This window comes from Flectobacillus sp. (assembly GCF_049240685.1).
Lineage (GTDB): Bacteria > Bacteroidota > Bacteroidia > Cytophagales > Spirosomataceae > Flectobacillus.
Map to the genome: position 1 here is coordinate 1 of NZ_JBMLSD010000023.1, position 16,318 is coordinate 16,318.

Annotated in this window: 15 protein-coding genes; 8 read left to right on the top strand and 7 right to left on the bottom strand. The window is 39.0% G+C overall.

All coding sequences use genetic code 11. The features are described from left to right. The 5 genes from ACOVQ4_RS01065 to ACOVQ4_RS01085 all read right to left on the bottom strand — a co-directional run. Positions 1-718 (bottom strand): amidohydrolase family protein (locus tag ACOVQ4_RS01065; protein WP_421818823.1); only part of this gene is annotated, 718 nt, incomplete at its 3' end. 16 nt (positions 719-734) lie between these two features. Then, on the bottom strand, positions 735-1,856 hold the full coding sequence (locus ACOVQ4_RS01070) for an alpha/beta hydrolase family protein (RefSeq protein WP_421818824.1): 1,122 nt from the start codon (positions 1,854-1,856) through the stop codon (positions 735-737). A 48-nt stretch (positions 1,857-1,904) separates the two neighbouring features. Continuing rightward, entirely contained in the window at positions 1,905-3,011 is a 1,107-nt protein-coding gene (locus ACOVQ4_RS01075; RefSeq protein ID WP_421818825.1) for a 5-methyltetrahydropteroyltriglutamate--homocysteine S-methyltransferase, read from the bottom strand. Positions 3,012-3,175: 164 nt separating this feature from the next. Then, entirely contained in the window at positions 3,176-4,084 is a 909-nt protein-coding gene (locus tag ACOVQ4_RS01080; RefSeq protein WP_421818826.1) for a helix-turn-helix domain-containing protein, read from the bottom strand. A gap of 78 nt (positions 4,085-4,162) precedes the next feature. Beyond that, the gene (locus ACOVQ4_RS01085) at positions 4,163-5,053 is read right to left on the bottom strand and encodes a helix-turn-helix domain-containing protein (protein WP_421818827.1); all 891 of its coding nucleotides are present in this window, start codon (positions 5,051-5,053) and stop codon (positions 4,163-4,165) included. 205 nt (positions 5,054-5,258) lie between these two features. Here ACOVQ4_RS01085 and ACOVQ4_RS01090 point away from each other — a divergent pair, with 205 nt between their 5' ends. The 7 genes from ACOVQ4_RS01090 (at position 5,259) to pcaB (ending at position 13,103) form a co-directional block, all read left to right on the top strand. Beyond that, positions 5,259-6,437, top strand: coding sequence for a 4-hydroxybenzoate 3-monooxygenase (locus ACOVQ4_RS01090; RefSeq protein ID WP_421818828.1), 1,179 nt, complete (start codon positions 5,259-5,261; stop codon positions 6,435-6,437). 19 nt (positions 6,438-6,456) lie between these two features. Continuing rightward, the gene (pcaD, locus tag ACOVQ4_RS01095; protein ID WP_421818829.1) at positions 6,457-7,629 is read left to right on the top strand and encodes a 3-oxoadipate enol-lactonase; all 1,173 of its coding nucleotides are present in this window, start codon (positions 6,457-6,459) and stop codon (positions 7,627-7,629) included. 24 nt (positions 7,630-7,653) lie between these two features. Continuing rightward, positions 7,654-8,352 carry a protocatechuate 3,4-dioxygenase subunit beta gene (gene pcaH / locus ACOVQ4_RS01100; RefSeq protein ID WP_095163802.1) on the top strand — a complete coding sequence of 233 codons (699 nt, stop codon included), beginning with the start codon at positions 7,654-7,656 and terminating at the stop codon, positions 8,350-8,352. After that, the gene (pcaG, locus tag ACOVQ4_RS01105) at positions 8,349-8,912 is read left to right on the top strand and encodes a protocatechuate 3,4-dioxygenase subunit alpha (protein ID WP_421818830.1); all 564 of its coding nucleotides are present in this window, start codon (positions 8,349-8,351) and stop codon (positions 8,910-8,912) included. Before pcaH ends, pcaG begins: the two co-directional genes overlap by 4 nt. Before the next feature lie 297 nt (positions 8,913-9,209). Beyond that, positions 9,210-10,556: a 3-oxoacid CoA-transferase gene (locus ACOVQ4_RS01110; protein WP_166577587.1), complete on the top strand. Its 1,347-nt coding sequence runs from the start codon at positions 9,210-9,212 to the stop codon at positions 10,554-10,556. Further along, positions 10,553-11,761 (top strand): 3-oxoadipyl-CoA thiolase, encoded by a 1,209-nt coding sequence (gene pcaF / locus ACOVQ4_RS01115; RefSeq protein ID WP_166577586.1) that lies wholly within the window; start codon positions 10,553-10,555, stop codon positions 11,759-11,761. The genes ACOVQ4_RS01110 and pcaF overlap by 4 nt, the downstream gene beginning before the upstream one ends. 22 nt (positions 11,762-11,783) lie before the next feature. After that, the gene (gene pcaB, locus ACOVQ4_RS01120) at positions 11,784-13,103 is read left to right on the top strand and encodes a 3-carboxy-cis,cis-muconate cycloisomerase (protein ID WP_166577585.1); all 1,320 of its coding nucleotides are present in this window, start codon (positions 11,784-11,786) and stop codon (positions 13,101-13,103) included. A 66-nt stretch (positions 13,104-13,169) separates the two neighbouring features. On the opposite strand, the gene ACOVQ4_RS01125 is transcribed toward pcaB, so the two are convergent. Both ACOVQ4_RS01125 and ACOVQ4_RS01130 read right to left on the bottom strand, forming a co-directional pair. Then, a complete protein-coding gene (locus ACOVQ4_RS01125; protein ID WP_283371709.1) occupies positions 13,170-13,676 on the bottom strand; it encodes an SgcJ/EcaC family oxidoreductase in 507 nt (168 codons plus the stop codon). 81 nt (positions 13,677-13,757) lie between these two features. After that, positions 13,758-14,582 (bottom strand): helix-turn-helix domain-containing protein, encoded by an 825-nt coding sequence (locus ACOVQ4_RS01130; protein ID WP_421818831.1) that lies wholly within the window; start codon positions 14,580-14,582, stop codon positions 13,758-13,760. Positions 14,583-15,274: 692 nt separating this feature from the next. On the opposite strand from ACOVQ4_RS01130, the gene ACOVQ4_RS01135 reads away from it, so the two are divergent. Continuing rightward, entirely contained in the window at positions 15,275-16,141 is an 867-nt protein-coding gene (locus tag ACOVQ4_RS01135) for an AraC family transcriptional regulator (RefSeq protein ID WP_166577583.1), read from the top strand. The last annotated feature ends 177 nt before the right edge of the window (positions 16,142-16,318 follow it).

Sequence of the window (16,318 nt, forward strand, 5' to 3'; positions counted from 1 at the left end):
AAGTATTAGCATATTGAACCAGTTGCGGGGGGAAATACTTGGGCGACCAACCACTTAAATCAATATACACATTGGGTTTGTGCATCGCTACAGACAAGGCTTCATCTTGCCAAGGCCAGCTCGGATGCGCAATAATTATCGGACAATCTGGAAAATCAATGGCTACATCATCTAAATGAATCGGATTTGAGTATTCTAACCGAAGTCCGCCACCACCACGAACACCACTCCCAAATCCAGAATGACCCGAATGAAAAAGCATTGGTAGTTGATATTCAGCAATGACTTCATAGAGATGATATGCCATTTTATCTTGCGGATAAAATCCCTGTACTGTCGGATGAAACTTAAAGCCTTTCACCCCATAATTTTCAATCAAATCTCTAGCTTCCCTTGCTCCCATACGCCCTTTGTGAGGGTCTATACTCGCAAAGGCAATCATGACATCATCGTTCTTTAATGCGCCTTCAGCTACTTCGATGTTCGGAATTCGGCGTTTTCCAACATTAAATTCAGAATCTACCGTAAACATCACAAAAGCCATATTTCTTTCACGATAATAATCCGCCGTTTCTTGAATCGTGGGGCGTTTATCGGATTTGAAATATTTAGCAAAAGCTTCATCAAACTCACTCCGATAATCGTCATGCGGTTGGCAACACGACACCTCTGCATGGGTGTGCACATCGATAGCAACAACTTTCTGAATATCAATCATATCTTTCTACAAGTGTTTATTTCATCCAAATATCTCCAGCAGGTTTTTGTCCTGATTTAACCCAGTTTCTTAGTTCATCAAACGCATTACCCGTCTGTTGAGCCGTAAATACACAATGTCCTTGTCCAGTGGTATATCGTACTTTGAAAAACTGATCTTTTTGCTGATGATGCACCATATTTTCAAAATTTACCACCCCATAAGTCGGCGGAATCAATTGATCATAAACGGTATGCAGCAAGAAAACAGGTTTGTTGATATTACCAGTTCTATCATATTTTCCGAAAATCATATTCGGATTTACGGTTGCCTCCAAACGTTCGGCTTTATGATTGACCAAGTCATTATCAGGAAATCCACTGTACACGGTGTTCGTATTATCAAAAGGATTTCCACCTGATTTTTGGGCTAAATCTCTGAGAACATTTTCGTTAAAGAATAGTGAAAAAGGCAAGTCATCCAATTTCAAATCAAAACGCTTGGCAAAAGCCACCGCCAAAACAGAGTCTTTACTCATCATTGCTTTTCGGATTGCCATTGCTTTGGCAACCATCGCGCGACCACCTTCACTTGGACTAGGCTTTTTGTTTAAATCAAAAATTTCTTTGAGCGAAGGTACAATGCCAGGAAACAGCCCGTTGAAAGTAGCATACATGTCAAATTCTTTGCGACACTGCAAATAAGGTCTACTTGATAACGGACACAGCGGTAAACCCCCATGATAGTTTTCACCAAAATTTTCGATAGTAGCCACCGTGATACCACCACCCATCGAATGCCCAACCATAAAGGTAGAGTCAGGTTTTCCGTATTGCTTAACAAAATACTGTCGTAAACTTTCGGTATCATCTACTCCTTGCGGAAGGGCAAAACCTTGATATTGGTAGTCAGAAGCAGCCACCGCAAAACCCCTTGACAAAAATGGGCTCATACGACCAATAAACTCAGGATTCTGACTTTGTAGTGGTTTAGTACCCATAAACTCATATCCGTGTGCATACATCACCAATTTTCCTTTCCAGTTGGGAGGAAAAAGAATGCGGTATCTTGCGCCATTGAGTTGTCCAGAATCAATCTTTGCCACTTGTGCCACCAAACTATGTGCGAGCAATAGCAAAAGAAACATTTTTTTAAACATAACCGTTTGGGATTCTTCTATTCAGAAATTGTTGAATTACGCTACGTTTTAGGCTTCTCCCCAAACCTTGATGGCTGTATTTACCACCAACTCCATTTTACGCCATTGGTCGTCATGAGTTAAGTCATTACCGTGGTGTGTCGAAGAAAAACCGCATTGAGGACTCACACAAAGGTTTTCGAGTGGCATATATTGGGCTGCCTCATCAATGCGCTTGCACAAATCATCGATATTTTCTAGCTCTTTTACTTTAGATGATATGATGCCTAAAACCACATGCTTGTTTTTAGGTACAAATCTCAAAGGAGCAAAATCTCCACTTCTTTCATCGTCGTATTCCAAGAAATAGGCATCCACATTGATTTCATTGAAGAGAATTTCGGCTACAGGTTCATAGCCACCTTCAGCAAACCAAGTGCTTCGGTAGTTTCCACGGCAAAGGTGAATACCAACGGTCAAGTCACTTGGGCGATTGTCAATCACGGAGTTGATAAGAGCTGCGTAAGTGCGTGGCAACTCATTAGGGTCTTCACCTCTTTCGGCTGCGGCAGCACGCATTTTTGGGTCGCACAAATACGCCAAATTGGTATCGTCCAATTGTAAATAACGTAAACCTGCAGCGTACAAATGATCTATTTCTTGTTTGTAAGCAGTTGATAAATCATGAAAAAACTCATCCATATCAGGATAAGCCTGAATATCTATCGATTTGCGTCCGCCACGAAAATGAATCATCGTTGGTGATGGAATACTCACTTTGGGAGTTTGTGTAACGATAGATTTTAGGTAGTTAAAATCGGCTACTTGAATATCTTTTTGGTGATGTAGTTTTCCTGTAACACTCAAAACAGGAGGTTTGAAGCCATCTTCAGCCACTTTAGCATTTGGATTTGCGTCCATACCTCCTGTCACTGTCACCCCCGCAAGCTCTTTCAAAAAGTCCAAATGGAAATAATCTCTGCGAAATTCGCCATCAGTAATAGCTTTCATACCTGTCGATTCAAGCTTTTTGACGGTTTCCAGAATAGCAGCATCTTCGATAGCCCGTAATTCTTCAGCTGGAAGATTGCCTAATTTCCACTTATGACGATTTGTTTTTACAGACGCAGTGCGAAGCAAACTTCCCACATGGTCAGCTCTAAAAGGAGGTTTCATAGTTAATGAGTATTAAAATTGGATTGAAGGGGTATTTTAGTATTTTTTCAAATGACGTTACCGCCTTTTGATTATTTAAAGTATTGTACTCAAGGGTGATACAAAATTGTAGCGTTTGAAAGAGAATAAATAGGCTATTTCAAAGTAATATTATGCAAAAACAATCAATTAGAATTATTTCTATATTGTTTTGGAGTTAAAAGTGTTTTTGCTTTAAAAAAACGACTAAAGTCACTCGGGTCAACTTTCCCCAAACGAAAGGCAATTTCTCCGATACTCAAATCTGTTTGACTCAGTAAGACTTTTGCTTCCAAAATTCTCATTTCCTCTAGTAATTCATGTGCTGATTTTCCTGTAGTTATTTTAACAGATTTGTGTAAATGGTTGGGGGATACAGATAAATAATCCGCAAATTCCTGAACTGATTTTTTCTCATAAATCAAACTTGACAAAGCATCTTTGTAGCGTTGAGTCAGGTGAGTAGCAGCATTTTGAAGAGATCTTGGCTGACTCTTTTCTTGCAATTTAAATTCAGTCAGAAGGGTGGTTAAATACAAAGGTAAAAGTTCAAATCGCTCGGGTTGATTTTTTTTATATTCTTGTAAAATCAACTCAAATAGCTCAATAACTTGCTTATTTTCAATTAATTCAAACACAGGATTTCCTGTAAGTTGGAAGAAAGGAAGTTCTTTAAAAACAGGAAGGTTAAATCGTTTTTGTTGAAATATTTCGGGTAGAAAATGAAGATAATACCCTTCGGCATCCTCGCTGACAAACTCTATCGAAGTGATCTGGTCGGCAGGTAAGGCAAACAATGTATTCGGTCCTATTTCGTATTGCGTCAGCCCTTTACTTCGTAGCACTTTTCCTTTCGTCAAAAAAATCATAAAATATACCAATCGACGATGTGGCTGTAGAGGCAATTGCAGGTGAGTCTTATAATGTTCAACTCGCTCAATGTGGAATTGATTATAGACTTTAGATACTACAGGCTTCCATGTCCCAAACAAATATTCATCAAATTGGGAGGGATTTAATACTGGAATCTTAGCAATAGCCTGCTTTTGTGCCATAATACGAAGTTTATCAAAATATTTTTTAGGTAAAATCAATCATTCTGCTGTATCATCTCAAATGAAAAACTATATTCATCAAAAATAGAGATTTCTACTTTTCTCCTTAAAATCTTTTGGAGAAAGTCCAACTACTTTTTTAAAGAGCCTTGAAAAATACGCTGGGTCATCAAAATTGACCTGATATGCCACTTCTGCAATACTCAAATTGGTATACAAAAGGTATTTTTTGGCTTCTTCTACAAAAAAATCATGCACACACTGAATAGCAGATTTGTCTGTCACACTACGACAAATCCGATTAAGATGCACTATCGTAATTTTCTGTTCTTCAGCATATTGCGTAATACTTTTTTGAGGACTGTAAGATTCTTTAATACTTTTGACAAAGTTTCGGTAAATTGATAAACTACGTTGGTTACTCACTAATTTTTGTTCATTTTGAGCGCTAGCCAATCGGAAAATTTCGATACAAATCATGCCTAAAGTAGTTTGTATAGAAAAGTTTTTTTCTAGATAAGTACTATTTTCTTCTTCTCTAATTCCCTCTATTAACTTTTTGATTTTCTGAAAGTTATTAGGTGTTTTTTCTAATAGCAAACAAGTCATTTCTTGAAAAGCTAAGCTAATCGAAGGGGCAGTTTGCAATAACCTATCCCAATAAGACGATGATACTGTAAGAACTATCCCCGATAAACCAGCCACAAACTCAAAACCATGTAAGGTATTGGGAGGAATAATTACCAAAGTCATTCCCTGAGTTTGCCAAGTATGATGCGCACTCATAATTTTAGCCTCGCCGTCCTCCAGACAAAATATTTGCCATAAATCCGTATGGATATGCGATTCTATTTGCCAATTATGTAGCTGACTCCGAGCCTCCAAAGGTTCGCAATGCACAAAGTCAGGCAACCAACGTCGTTGTGCATCGCCATAAAGCCCCGAATAATTGATAATCTTATTTTTCATTCGATAGTTCTGTAGAGATATAACCTTTTCAAGGTAAACTATTTATATTTTTAGCTCACAAGGTAATAATAATGTTTATTTTGTCCAAATAATACCGTATTTCGTCCAAAAATAAACCTGTAAGTGCCCTCTATCTTTGTTTCATCAATGAGATTCTGGCCAGTCTTTAAATCATATTTAACAGAAAATCTATCATAAACTCACGATGAAGCACTCAACCAAAGTCGGTATCATTGGAGCAGGCCCTGCTGGCCTTACGCTTGCCTTATTACTTCAAAAAAGAGGAATCGATTGTATAATTCTTGAAAACCGAAGTCGCCAATATGTAGAATCACGCGTTCGAGCAGGTTTGTTGGAACAAAATACGGTTGATTTAATTCGTGAACTAGGTGCTTCAGAACGTCTTGATAAAGAGGGACTTGAGCATCATGGAGTTTATTTGAGCTTCAATGGTGTTCGTCAACGTGTTCCTTTTAAAGAATTAACAGGAGGAAGATGCATCACGATTTATGGGCAACAAGAGGTAGTCAAAGATTTGATTCAAGCCAATTTAGATAGAGGAATTGAAATTGTTTTTGAGGCTCATGCTAAGCATATCGAAGGTATCGAAACCGACAATCCAAGTATTTTTTACCAACATAATGGCGAAGAACATGAATTGACCTGCGACTTTGTAGCAGGTTGTGATGGCTATCATGGCATTGGTCGTCAGCATTTGCCCAAAGATACTTACAACGAATTTAGAATCGAGTATCCTTTTAGTTGGCTAGGTATTTTAGCCAATGTTGCACCTTCGTCTGACGAACTCATTTATGCTTACCACGAAAGAGGATTTGCTTTGCATAGTCTTCGCTCTGAGACAGTTAGCCGCTTATATATTCAAGTAGATAACGATGATACCGTAGATAATTGGTCGGATGAAAAAATCTGGGAAGAGCTATCTATCCGCTTGGGCACAGAGGGCTGGAACTTACAAAGTGGCCCCATTTTCGAAAAAAGCATTACGCCCATGCGTAGCTTCATGATTGATAATATGCAACACGGACGCTTGTTTTTGGCGGGTGATGCCGCTCATATTGTACCACCTACAGGTGGGAAAGGCTTGAATTTGGCAGTAGCAGATATTCGTTTTCTTGCTTCTGCTTTAACTAATTGGTACGAAAATCAAGATGATAGCCTTCTTCAAAGCTATTCGCAGGACTGTTTGAGAAGAATTTGGCGTGCACAGGATTTTTCGAACTTTATGACTTATCTATTTCATAAGCAAGCGCCTCACGGTTCGTTTGAAAATTTACTCCAAAAATCAAAATTTGATTATATCGGTATCTCCAAAGCACAAGCAACTACCATTGCTGAAAACTATGTAGGTCTGAAAGAAATCTGAAATAACCTCCCCCATTTCAATGGCTAATTTCCTCAATATCAATGGTCTAAATATCCATTACAAATGGATTAATCATCAGAAAGAAACCACTTTTGTTTTTATCAACTCCTTAGGGACAGACTTCAGAATCTGGGATAAGGTCGTTGAGCGCTTGGTCGATGTTGCCAATGTATTGTGTTATGACAAGCGTGGGCATGGACTATCTCAAACGGCAGCTATTACCCATGGTATGCAAAGCTACTATGAAGATTTAGTAGGCTTGCTAGATACTTTAGAAATTCAACAATGTATTCCAGTTGGCTTGTCGGTGGGCGGTCGAGTGGCGATGCTTTTTGCAGAACGCCATCCTGAACGAGTACAAAAGTTGATTCTTTGTGATACAGCTCATAAAATAGGTACTTCCACAAGCTGGAATCTGCGAATCGAACAGGTAAATACCGTTGGACTCGCAGGTATTTCGGATGCAGTCATGGAAAAATGGTTTCCAGAAAGCTTTCGCAATACGCAAGTATCCGAGCTCATTGGGTATCGAACTATGCTAGAGAGATGTTGCCCAAAAGGCTATATCCAATGTTGTGAGGCCATTCGAGATGCAGATTTAACAGAAAATGTTCAAAAAATCCAAGCAGAAACCTTGTGCGTAGTTGGCTCCGAAGACCTTTCGACTACCCCAGAATTAGTGAAATCATTAGTCGACTTGATGCCACACGCCTCACTAGAAGAAATTGAGGGTTCGGGACACATTCCTTGTGTCGATGCTTCAGAAAAATTACTGTCACTCATCTATACATTTGCTTTTGCACCAAGTACCCAATCACTTTATGAGCTTGGGATGAAAACCCGTCGAGCCGTTTTGGGCAATGCTCATGTAGACAGAGCAGAAGCTAACAAAAGCCATTTTGATGCTGATTTTCAGTCATATATCACTCAAAGCGCTTGGGGATTGGTTTGGTCCAGACCCGAACTCAGCAAACGAGAACGAAGTATGATTACGATTGCCATCTTAGCCTCATTAGGGCACGAAGAAGAACTGGCCATGCATATCAGAGCAACCCAAAACACAGGAGCAAGCGTTTCGGATATTAGAGAAGTATTACTGCATTTGGGAATCTACGCAGGTGTACCTTGTTCTAATAGCGCCTTTAAAATTGCCAAAAAAATTTATCATGAATTAGGAAAAAAAGACTTTTGAACCATACCCTTAATCATTTAGCTCATGAATCAGCAACCACGAGATTGGGAAGTACATCCTCCCTATTTATATCCCGACTATAAATCAACTATTTTTAGAGCTCCTTCAAAGCCCTTGATTCCAATGAAACATACGCTTTCGGAGTCGACAGGGCCAGTTTATGGACAAGATAGTGTTGGAAAATACGATAATGATCTTACCAAAAATGGCATTCGAAACGGTGAGCCGCTCGGCGAACGTATCGTAGTGTCTGGAAGAATCTTAGACATTGATGGGCGACCTATCAAAAATACTTTAGTAGAAATTTGGCAAGCCAATGCAGCGGGCCGTTATGTTCATAAAGTTGACCAACACAATGCTCCCCTCGACCCTAATTTTTTTGGTGGCGGGCGCTGCGTGACCGACGAGAACGGTCGTTATACTTTTATGACCATCAAACCTGGGGCATATCCTTGGGGCAATCACCCAAATGCGTGGCGACCTAATCATATTCATTTTTCTTTGTTTGGGTCAAATATTACGAATCGCTTGGTCACTCAAATGTATTTTCCTGGCGACCCCTTGTTGCAATATGACCCTATTTATCAGGGAGTTCCTGAAAAAGCTAGACATCTTTTGGTCTCTCAGTTTGATTTATCCTTGACGCAACCAGACTTTGCGCTGGGCTACAATTTCGACATCGTATTAAGAGGACATAACGCTACCCCATTCGAAAATCAATGACACAGACTCCCTCACAGACGGTAGGTCCATATTTTGCGTATGGACTCAGTCCGCAACAATATTTATACAATCACACCAGTATAGCCTCTGGGAATTTGCGTACGCCTAGCACACAAGGTGAACCCATTACTATCAAAGGGCGTGTACTTGACGGACAAGGACAAGCAATACCTGATGCGATGATTGAAATTTGGCAGGCAGATGCCAAAGGTCAATATAATCCAACAGATTCAGATTTTAAAGGTTTCGGACGATTTGGAACAGGTACTGATCCAGAAGCGCAGTTTATTTTTCAAACCATCAAACCCGCTTCGGTTGACGGGCAAGCGCCTCATATTACCGTAGTGGTTTTCATGCGTGGTCTGTTGACGCATGCTTATACAAGGCTTTATTTTTCAGACGAAACAACTGAAAATCAAAAGGATATTATTTTAAATACAGTTCCTGAAGAAAGAAGAGATACGCTGATTGCCCAACGACAAGAAACTCCAGAAGGTAGTGTCTATCAATGGGATATCGTAATGCAGGGAAATCAGGAAACAGTATTTTTTGACGTATAAAAAAATTCTCATGAAGTAAGTATTTGTTGTAAATCGACCCGAACAGACAAAGATTTTGATATAGAGGTTTGTTTTAAATTAGTGAGCAAGATAAAATTTAAGATTATGCTTTGGGCTTTCTGGTAACGGCTTTCAGCGGTGGGTTTTGGAAAAAAGCATGGCGATGGATAATAAAAAACATTTTAACACTCTGTGCCTTGTGCCTGTTGCCTTGTGCCTAAAACACATAACTCATAATTCAGCACTAATACTTAAGTCGAAATACTTCATGATTACTTTCTAAATCACTTAAAAATCATGAAACAAGTACCACAAATTACGGTAGAAGAAGCCGCAGCATTGGTCAAAGATGGCGATGTTTTGTTGGGTGGGGGCTTTGGTATGACAGGCAATCCTGTTCATTTGCTTCATGCACTCGCTAAAACTCAAACTAAAAATCTCACTTTTATAGGCAATAACGTAGGAGAACCTAATCTTGGAGGGGGCAAGCTTTTGCTAAACGGTCAAATCAGTAAAATGATTGGTTCATTTTTTACTAGTAACCCCGATGCCGTCAAAGCCGCACAATCTGGTGAGGTAGAATATGAACTTTTGCCTCAAGGCACTTTAGCTGAAGCCATTCGTGCTGGTGGTGCTGGAATAGGCGGTTTTTATACCCCAACTTCGACAGGAACATTGATTGCAAAAGGAAGAGATACCAAGATTATTAATGGTCAAGAGCAAGTTTTTATCGAAGGAATTCGTGGAAATGTAGCCTTCATCAGAGCTTGGAAAGCCGATACTGCAGGAAATTTAACCTACAGAATGACAGAGCAAAACTTTAATCGTGCGATGGCAACAGCAGCAGATTTGGTGATTGCTGAAGTGGAAGAAATCGTTCCTGTAGGTGAAATAGACCCCAATTTTATTCATACACCAGGATGTTTTGTTGATTATTTGGTCGAAGCTAAGGTTAGTTTAGAAGACCTAGGCTCATCGGCATCGGTCAATAGAGGCAAGAAAGTGAGCGAATCACGTATGCAAATGGCTAAGCGAGCTTTTGCCGAACTGAAAAATGGCGATGTTGTCAACCTAGGGATTGGTATTCCGACCCTTGTTGCGGATTTAATCAAACCTGAAGATGGCATTATTCTTCATACCGAAAATGGAATGCTAGGCGTCGGCCCAGCGCCTGAAGATGGTGGTGGTGCGATGGATTACCCTGTCAACGCTGGAAAAATCCCTGTTACGGCACTAAAGGGTAGTAGCTATTTTGATAGTGCAGATTCCTTTGCGATGATTCGTGGCGGACACGTAGATGTGGCAATTATGGGTGGTTTGGAAGTAGATGAAAAAGGAAATCTAGCCAACTGGGCAGTGCCCGGAAAACCTCTTTTGGGTGTTGGTGGTGCAATGGATTTGGCTTCTGGTGCCAAAAAATTGATTATTACCCTCACTCATGCCGACCCTGATGGAACCTCGAAAGTAGTTCCTACTTGTACCCTTCCACTTACAGCCGAAGGCGTGGTCGATTTGGTTATTACAGATTTAGCGGTTTTTGCTTATCCAGAAGGAAAACTTACGCTTATTGAGCTTATGCCTAATGTGATTATTGAAGAAGTAAGAGCTAAAACTGCCGCACAATTTATCGAAAAACTCTCATGAAAACAGCCTATATCATTGACGCCATCCGTACTCCCATCGGAAGTTTTGGAGGGAGTCTTTCAAGTGTTCGTGCCGACGACTTAGCGGCGCTAGCCATTAAAGAATTAGTAGCTCGCAACCCACAAATCCCTGTCGAAACCATTGGCGATGTGATTTTGGGTTGTCACAACCAAGCTGGAGAAGACAACCGTAATGTGGCACGTATGGCGTTGCTTCTGGCGGGATTACCTTATACCATTGCTGGCGAAACAGTCAATAGACTTTGTGCTTCGGGGATGTCTGCGGTAATAAATGCCAGTCGTGCGATTCAAACAGGAGATGCCGATGTTATGATTGCAGGAGGTATGGAACACATGACTCGTGGTCCTTGGGTTATTTCAAAAACATCAAAACCTTTTGGAAATGACGCCCAAATGTTTGATTCGAGCTTTGGTTGGCGTTTTGTCAATCCACTGATGCACAAAATGTATGGCACTGATGCCATGGGTGTTACCGCCGAAAATCTGGTTGAGCTATATGGTATCAGTCGTGAAGACCAAGATTTATTTGCTTTTCGCTCGCAACAAAAAGCCTCGCAAGCGCAATCAAATGGACGATTAGCGGAAGAGATTATTGCTGTAAGTATTAGTCCAAAAAAGGGGGAAATTGTTCAGTTTGAGAAAGATGAGTTTATAAAACCTCAAACCTCCTTGGAAAAACTAGCACAATTGCGACCTGCTTTCAAAAAGGAAGGTGGTAGTGTCACTGCTGGTAATGCTTCTGGCTTGAATGATGGCGCAGCCGCTATGTATTTAGCTTCTGAAGAGGCAGTAGTAAAATATGGTTTAAAACCTTTAGCAAAAGTTGTATCTTCGGCAGTCGTTGGTGTTGAGCCTAGAATTATGGGTATTGGTCCAGTTCCAGCAACCCAGAAAGCCTTAGAAAGAGCAGGTTTGACCCTCGATCAAATCGATATCATTGAGCTTAACGAAGCATTCGCTGCTCAATCTTTGGCTTGTACAAGAGCCTTAGGTTTAGCCGATGACGACTCTCGAATCAATCCTAATGGTGGTGCTATTGCCTTGGGGCACCCACTGGGTATGTCAGGTACTCGATTGATTCAAACGGCTAGCCTTGAATTACATAAGCAAAACAAACGCTACGCCCTTTGTACGATGTGTGTGGGTGTTGGTCAAGGATATGCTGTAATTATTGAGAAGGTATAATTTTAGCTAAAATCAATCGCTTATGAATGATTTATTTCAAACCTTATTTTACGACAATCGGATTAATGAACTATATACTTCTGAAAAAAGTATTCAGTATCTTCTTGATTTTGAAGCTCATTTAGCAAAAGCTCAGGCAGAATGCCAGTTTATTCCTAGTCAATTTTCAGAAATCATAGCGCATTGTTGCAAGGTTGAAAAAATAGATATATCTCAAATAGCTATACAGGTAGGTTTGGGAGGAAATATTGCTATTCCTTTGGTAAAGCAGCTAACAGCCGTTGTAAAGGCTGAAAATGCTGATGCGTCAAAGTTTGTACATTTTGGCGCTACCAGTCAAGATGTGATTGATACAGCCATGATGTTGCAGAGCAAAGAGGCTATTCATTTGATACTTCCTTTATTGACCCAAAGTATCGAGCAATTGAAGGTTTTAGCCTTAGCGCATCAAGACACTTTTCTGATAGGTCGTTCCTTTATGCAACAAGCTCGCCCTATTAGTTTTGATTACAAAGTAGCCATTTGGATAGATAGTCTTCAAAGAGCCAAACAACGATTAGAGTCTTTAAAATACTATATTCAATTGGGTGGTGCCGTCGGAACTTTGGCTAGTATGCCACAAAAAGGAATAGCCATTGCACAGCGTATGGCGGCTAATATGGGACTCGAATACCATCCGATTTCATGGCATACCCAGCGAGATTTTGTTATTGAAATTGCTGCTGCATTGGGGATTCTTTCGGGGAGCCTAGGAAAAATAGCTAAAGATGTTAGTCTGTTGATGCAAACTGAAATAGCTGAGGTATTTGAGCCAGCAGGCAAAGGCAAAGGTGGCTCGTCGACCATGCCACATAAGCGAAATCCTGTATCTTCTATTTCGATTTTGTCTAACGCTCAGCGTGTTCCTAATTTGATTGCAACACTGTTGAGTGCTCAAATACAAGACCACGAGCGAGCGACAGGCACATGGCATGCCGAATGGGAAACACTTGCACAGGTGGTTCAATTGACCGCTGGAAGTGTGCGACAAATGAGCATTTTGACCAATGGATTAGAAGTCAATCCTGACAAAATGTTAGCAAATTTAGAAATAACACAAGGATTGATTTATGCCGAAAATCTATCTTTTGCTTTGGCAGAAACCCTAGGTAAAAGTGAAGCTCATGAAATGGTAGAAGAACTCTGTCAGGAGGCTACAGCTAAACAGAAACATTTGAAAGAATTAGTTTTAGAAAATACTAAAATCAGGTCTTTTCTTTCAGAATCACATATTCAGGAGCTATTTTCTCCACAAAATTCTATTGGCTTTGCGCATGAAATGGCTACTCATTTCATACAATAATTCAAGTTTTTAGCTTTCTTCTAGCTAGCAAATTGACTTGCTAGCTAGGAGATTTCTATCAATCATTTACTCTCTAGGCATTCGGTTTACGGGATTACTTTTCTGTGCAGCTTCTTCGATGACCAAATTTTCTGTAGCCGTCAAAAGCCATTTTTCTGCTTTTTTTACAAATACCATCATCGCAATATTTTCTGCTTCATTGTGATGATTGCCACTTGGCGTAGTATATTCTCCCATGTGCCAGTACAAGCGAACTACTGCTACATCATTGGTAATGAATCTAGTATGAACAGAAGTTTTGGTGAGTTTGGTGTTTTTGAACATAACTTTGTGAAAGACATTATGCGCATAAATCACCTCCTTTCGATTTTTCCACCACATGCCTACCACATTGACCCAATCCGAATCTTCGGTCGCATAATTGACCATATTATCGAAGTTGTGATTTTCCCAATCTTTAAAAAATAAATCTATCTGTCCTTCAATAACTGCTTTGTCTTGTTCTTGATTCTGTGCCAGACCAGTAAACGTCGAAAATCCCCATGTTGCCATGATTAAAAGTAGATATTTCATAACTATAATGTTTTAGTTTTATAGTGACAAAATTATCTCTTGGCAATAGGTTAAAATAGTACCAATGCGACATGTTTACCTTTATAATTGACCTCCCAAGGTAAAGGAAGACGCTTTGATTTCATCTTCCATCACCGAAGGAGAACTACCACAAAATGCCTTAAAATCTCGAATTAAGTGCATTTGGTCAAAATAACCACAATCGTAAGCAATAGAAGTCCACTTGATTTGAGGATTATTTTCCTTCAAGCGCCAAGCTTTTGCAAAACGAGTAATTCGAGTAAAAAAACGAGGTTGTAAACCAATTCTTTGTTGAAATAACCGCTCTAACTGTCGAGTGCTAACACAAGCGTTTTCGGCAATATCTTCCACTGTCATCAAACCTGCTTTTTGATGAACTAGCGAAAGAACCTTATCTACAGGTAAGGCTGGACGGAGTTGTTGGGCTTTTTTCAATAAAAACCCCTCAACAAGTTGTACAATAGCTTTTGCATCAGACAATTCACAAAGCTGCTCATTGATAAATTGGATTTCTTTATCCAGAAAGTAAACACTATCCAGCGATTCATCCACCACCATTTCATTCATCGGAATTCCTAAAATTCGGAACAATCCCCCAGGTTGAAATCCAACTTTAACGGTATAACTATGAAAAGGCATCGTTAACTTAACTCGATTCACCTGTGGACCAACCAAGATACTTGGTGACAGTTTTACAATTTTCTCCTTGTCCAGATACTCACTCATCGGGGACTCAAGCGGATAAAAATATAGGCATTGCTCCCCCAATGGAGGCAGCACCACCGTAGGATTTTTACCTATGGCAGGCATATCAAGCCGAAAAATCATGATATTATTCACAAATTCTCGCAATGCTGGTTGGGGAGAAAATACTTGGTAAAACATAGCTAAATCTCATAATTATATGAATTTCAGCGAACTTATCTTGTCGAGATGTCCAACATCATTCATCTGATTACAAGATACTTACTAAAATTTAAAACTAATTCAAATGTCGACTCAAATACCTCCAGAACATCTTATTTTGACAATTATCAGCTTTACTTCCATTCAAACAAATACAAAAAAAGACATCCCTTAATCAGTGATTAAGGGATGTGCTGTCATTTAACCTCTAAGTTAATTAGAACTTATATTACACCTAATAAGACATCTCATACCCTATCAACTATATACTACATAATTGAAGGGCATGCTATCTACTCTCACTCTATTTGCCTTGCTTACTTTATGTCAATATTGTATTAATTATCGTATAAAAGTTGAACTAATGGGGTATAGCGGTACCCCATTGTAGTCCAATTGTTAAGTAATAAAAGGCTCCTTACATACCCGTATAAATACTTAACACATCCTTCTCATCAAACAATACAAAATTTTAATTATAGTGTCAAAAATAGCTATTCTGTTAGTAATTTATTCTTTTTAAAAAATTCTTATTTATCTTTGAATAATAATAAAATAAGTATTTATACTCAATTGATTTGATAATGCAAATTTGACCAATTTTAAAGCTTCAAACCAATTGTATATTGATAAAAACTAATACTATATTTGCTCAAATCCATTACTTTAATATGAAAGCACTTTTTGCTGTTATTCCTGAAATTTCAACGGCCAATCTTCCCTTTTTATTTAAGCAAATCGATAGAAATTTCTTTTCAACTGACTATCACCATCATAAAGAATGTCAGTTATTATTGGCTGTTTCTGGTCATGGAAATCGAATCGTAGGCAATGCAGTCAATGCCTATTTTGAAGGCGATTTAACATTCATAGGCTCTAATACACCACACGTCTGGTATTGTAAGAACCACGAAATGAAGCAACAATATCTAGCACTCTTTATCAACGCCGATCGTCTATTAGAAATATTAAAAGTTCATTTCGAGGTACATGAACTTCAGAAAATGTTTGAAGACGCTAAAAGTGGCTTTGAAATATTAGGAGAGAAAAGAGAAAAAATCAAGCAATTATTAATTGAAGCTTTAGCTTGTAATGGAATGAAACAGTTTGGTATTTTTATTCAAATAATGGAGTTACTCATTAATCGTGATGAAATTCATTATATAAATTCGCCAACAAACCATATCAATCTTTCAAATAGTCTGAACTGGCGTGCGTCAAAAATACTGTCTTATCTACAGCAAAACTTTAAAAATGATATTTCATTAACCGAAGCCGCAGATATAACAGGAATGCAAGTTCATGCCTTTTGTAGATTCTTCAAAAATCTGACAAGTCTAACCTACTCTGATTTCATCATTGAATTACGTATCAGTTATACTTGCCAGTTATTAAAGGACTCAAATTTAACTATCACACAAATAGCTTTTGATGCTGGATTCAACAACATCTCATATTTCAACAGAACTTTTAAGAAAAGTAAGGGTATTTCACCTCGTGACTATCGAAAAATGTTACTTGAACTACCAAATTTATAGATAGAAGTGTTCATTTTTCTGACAGAAAATCATTTTCAAGTGGGTTTAATTTAATGCTGGGTAATGTTTTCAAATTAACTAATCTTAGGTTGTTGCGTAAAGTATAGGTGTAATCTCTATTTCTGGGGCATCACCCAAATTTCGGGGAAATTCGCCACGAAAAGCATATAACTAATT

Coding starts and splice junctions, on each gene's coding strand:
- ACOVQ4_RS01070 (WP_421818824.1), bottom strand. CDS start 1,856: ATGTTTAAAAAAATGTTTCTTTTGCTATTGCTCGCACATAGTTTGGTG.
- ACOVQ4_RS01110 (WP_166577587.1), top strand. CDS start 9,210: ATGAAACAAGTACCACAAATTACGGTAGAAGAAGCCGCAGCATTGGTC.
- pcaG (WP_421818830.1), top strand. CDS start 8,349: ATGACACAGACTCCCTCACAGACGGTAGGTCCATATTTTGCGTATGGA.
- pcaH (WP_095163802.1), top strand. CDS start 7,654: ATGAATCAGCAACCACGAGATTGGGAAGTACATCCTCCCTATTTATAT.
- ACOVQ4_RS01085 (WP_421818827.1), bottom strand. CDS start 5,053: ATGAAAAATAAGATTATCAATTATTCGGGGCTTTATGGCGATGCACAA.
- ACOVQ4_RS01075 (WP_421818825.1), bottom strand. CDS start 3,011: ATGAAACCTCCTTTTAGAGCTGACCATGTGGGAAGTTTGCTTCGCACT.
- ACOVQ4_RS01125 (WP_283371709.1), bottom strand. CDS start 13,676: ATGAAATATCTACTTTTAATCATGGCAACATGGGGATTTTCGACGTTT.
- ACOVQ4_RS01080 (WP_421818826.1), bottom strand. CDS start 4,084: ATGGCACAAAAGCAGGCTATTGCTAAGATTCCAGTATTAAATCCCTCC.
- ACOVQ4_RS01130 (WP_421818831.1), bottom strand. CDS start 14,582: ATGTTTTACCAAGTATTTTCTCCCCAACCAGCATTGCGAGAATTTGTG.
- pcaF (WP_166577586.1), top strand. CDS start 10,553: ATGAAAACAGCCTATATCATTGACGCCATCCGTACTCCCATCGGAAGT.
- pcaB (WP_166577585.1), top strand. CDS start 11,784: ATGAATGATTTATTTCAAACCTTATTTTACGACAATCGGATTAATGAA.
- ACOVQ4_RS01135 (WP_166577583.1), top strand. CDS start 15,275: ATGAAAGCACTTTTTGCTGTTATTCCTGAAATTTCAACGGCCAATCTT.
- pcaD (WP_421818829.1), top strand. CDS start 6,457: ATGGCTAATTTCCTCAATATCAATGGTCTAAATATCCATTACAAATGG.
- ACOVQ4_RS01090 (WP_421818828.1), top strand. CDS start 5,259: ATGAAGCACTCAACCAAAGTCGGTATCATTGGAGCAGGCCCTGCTGGC.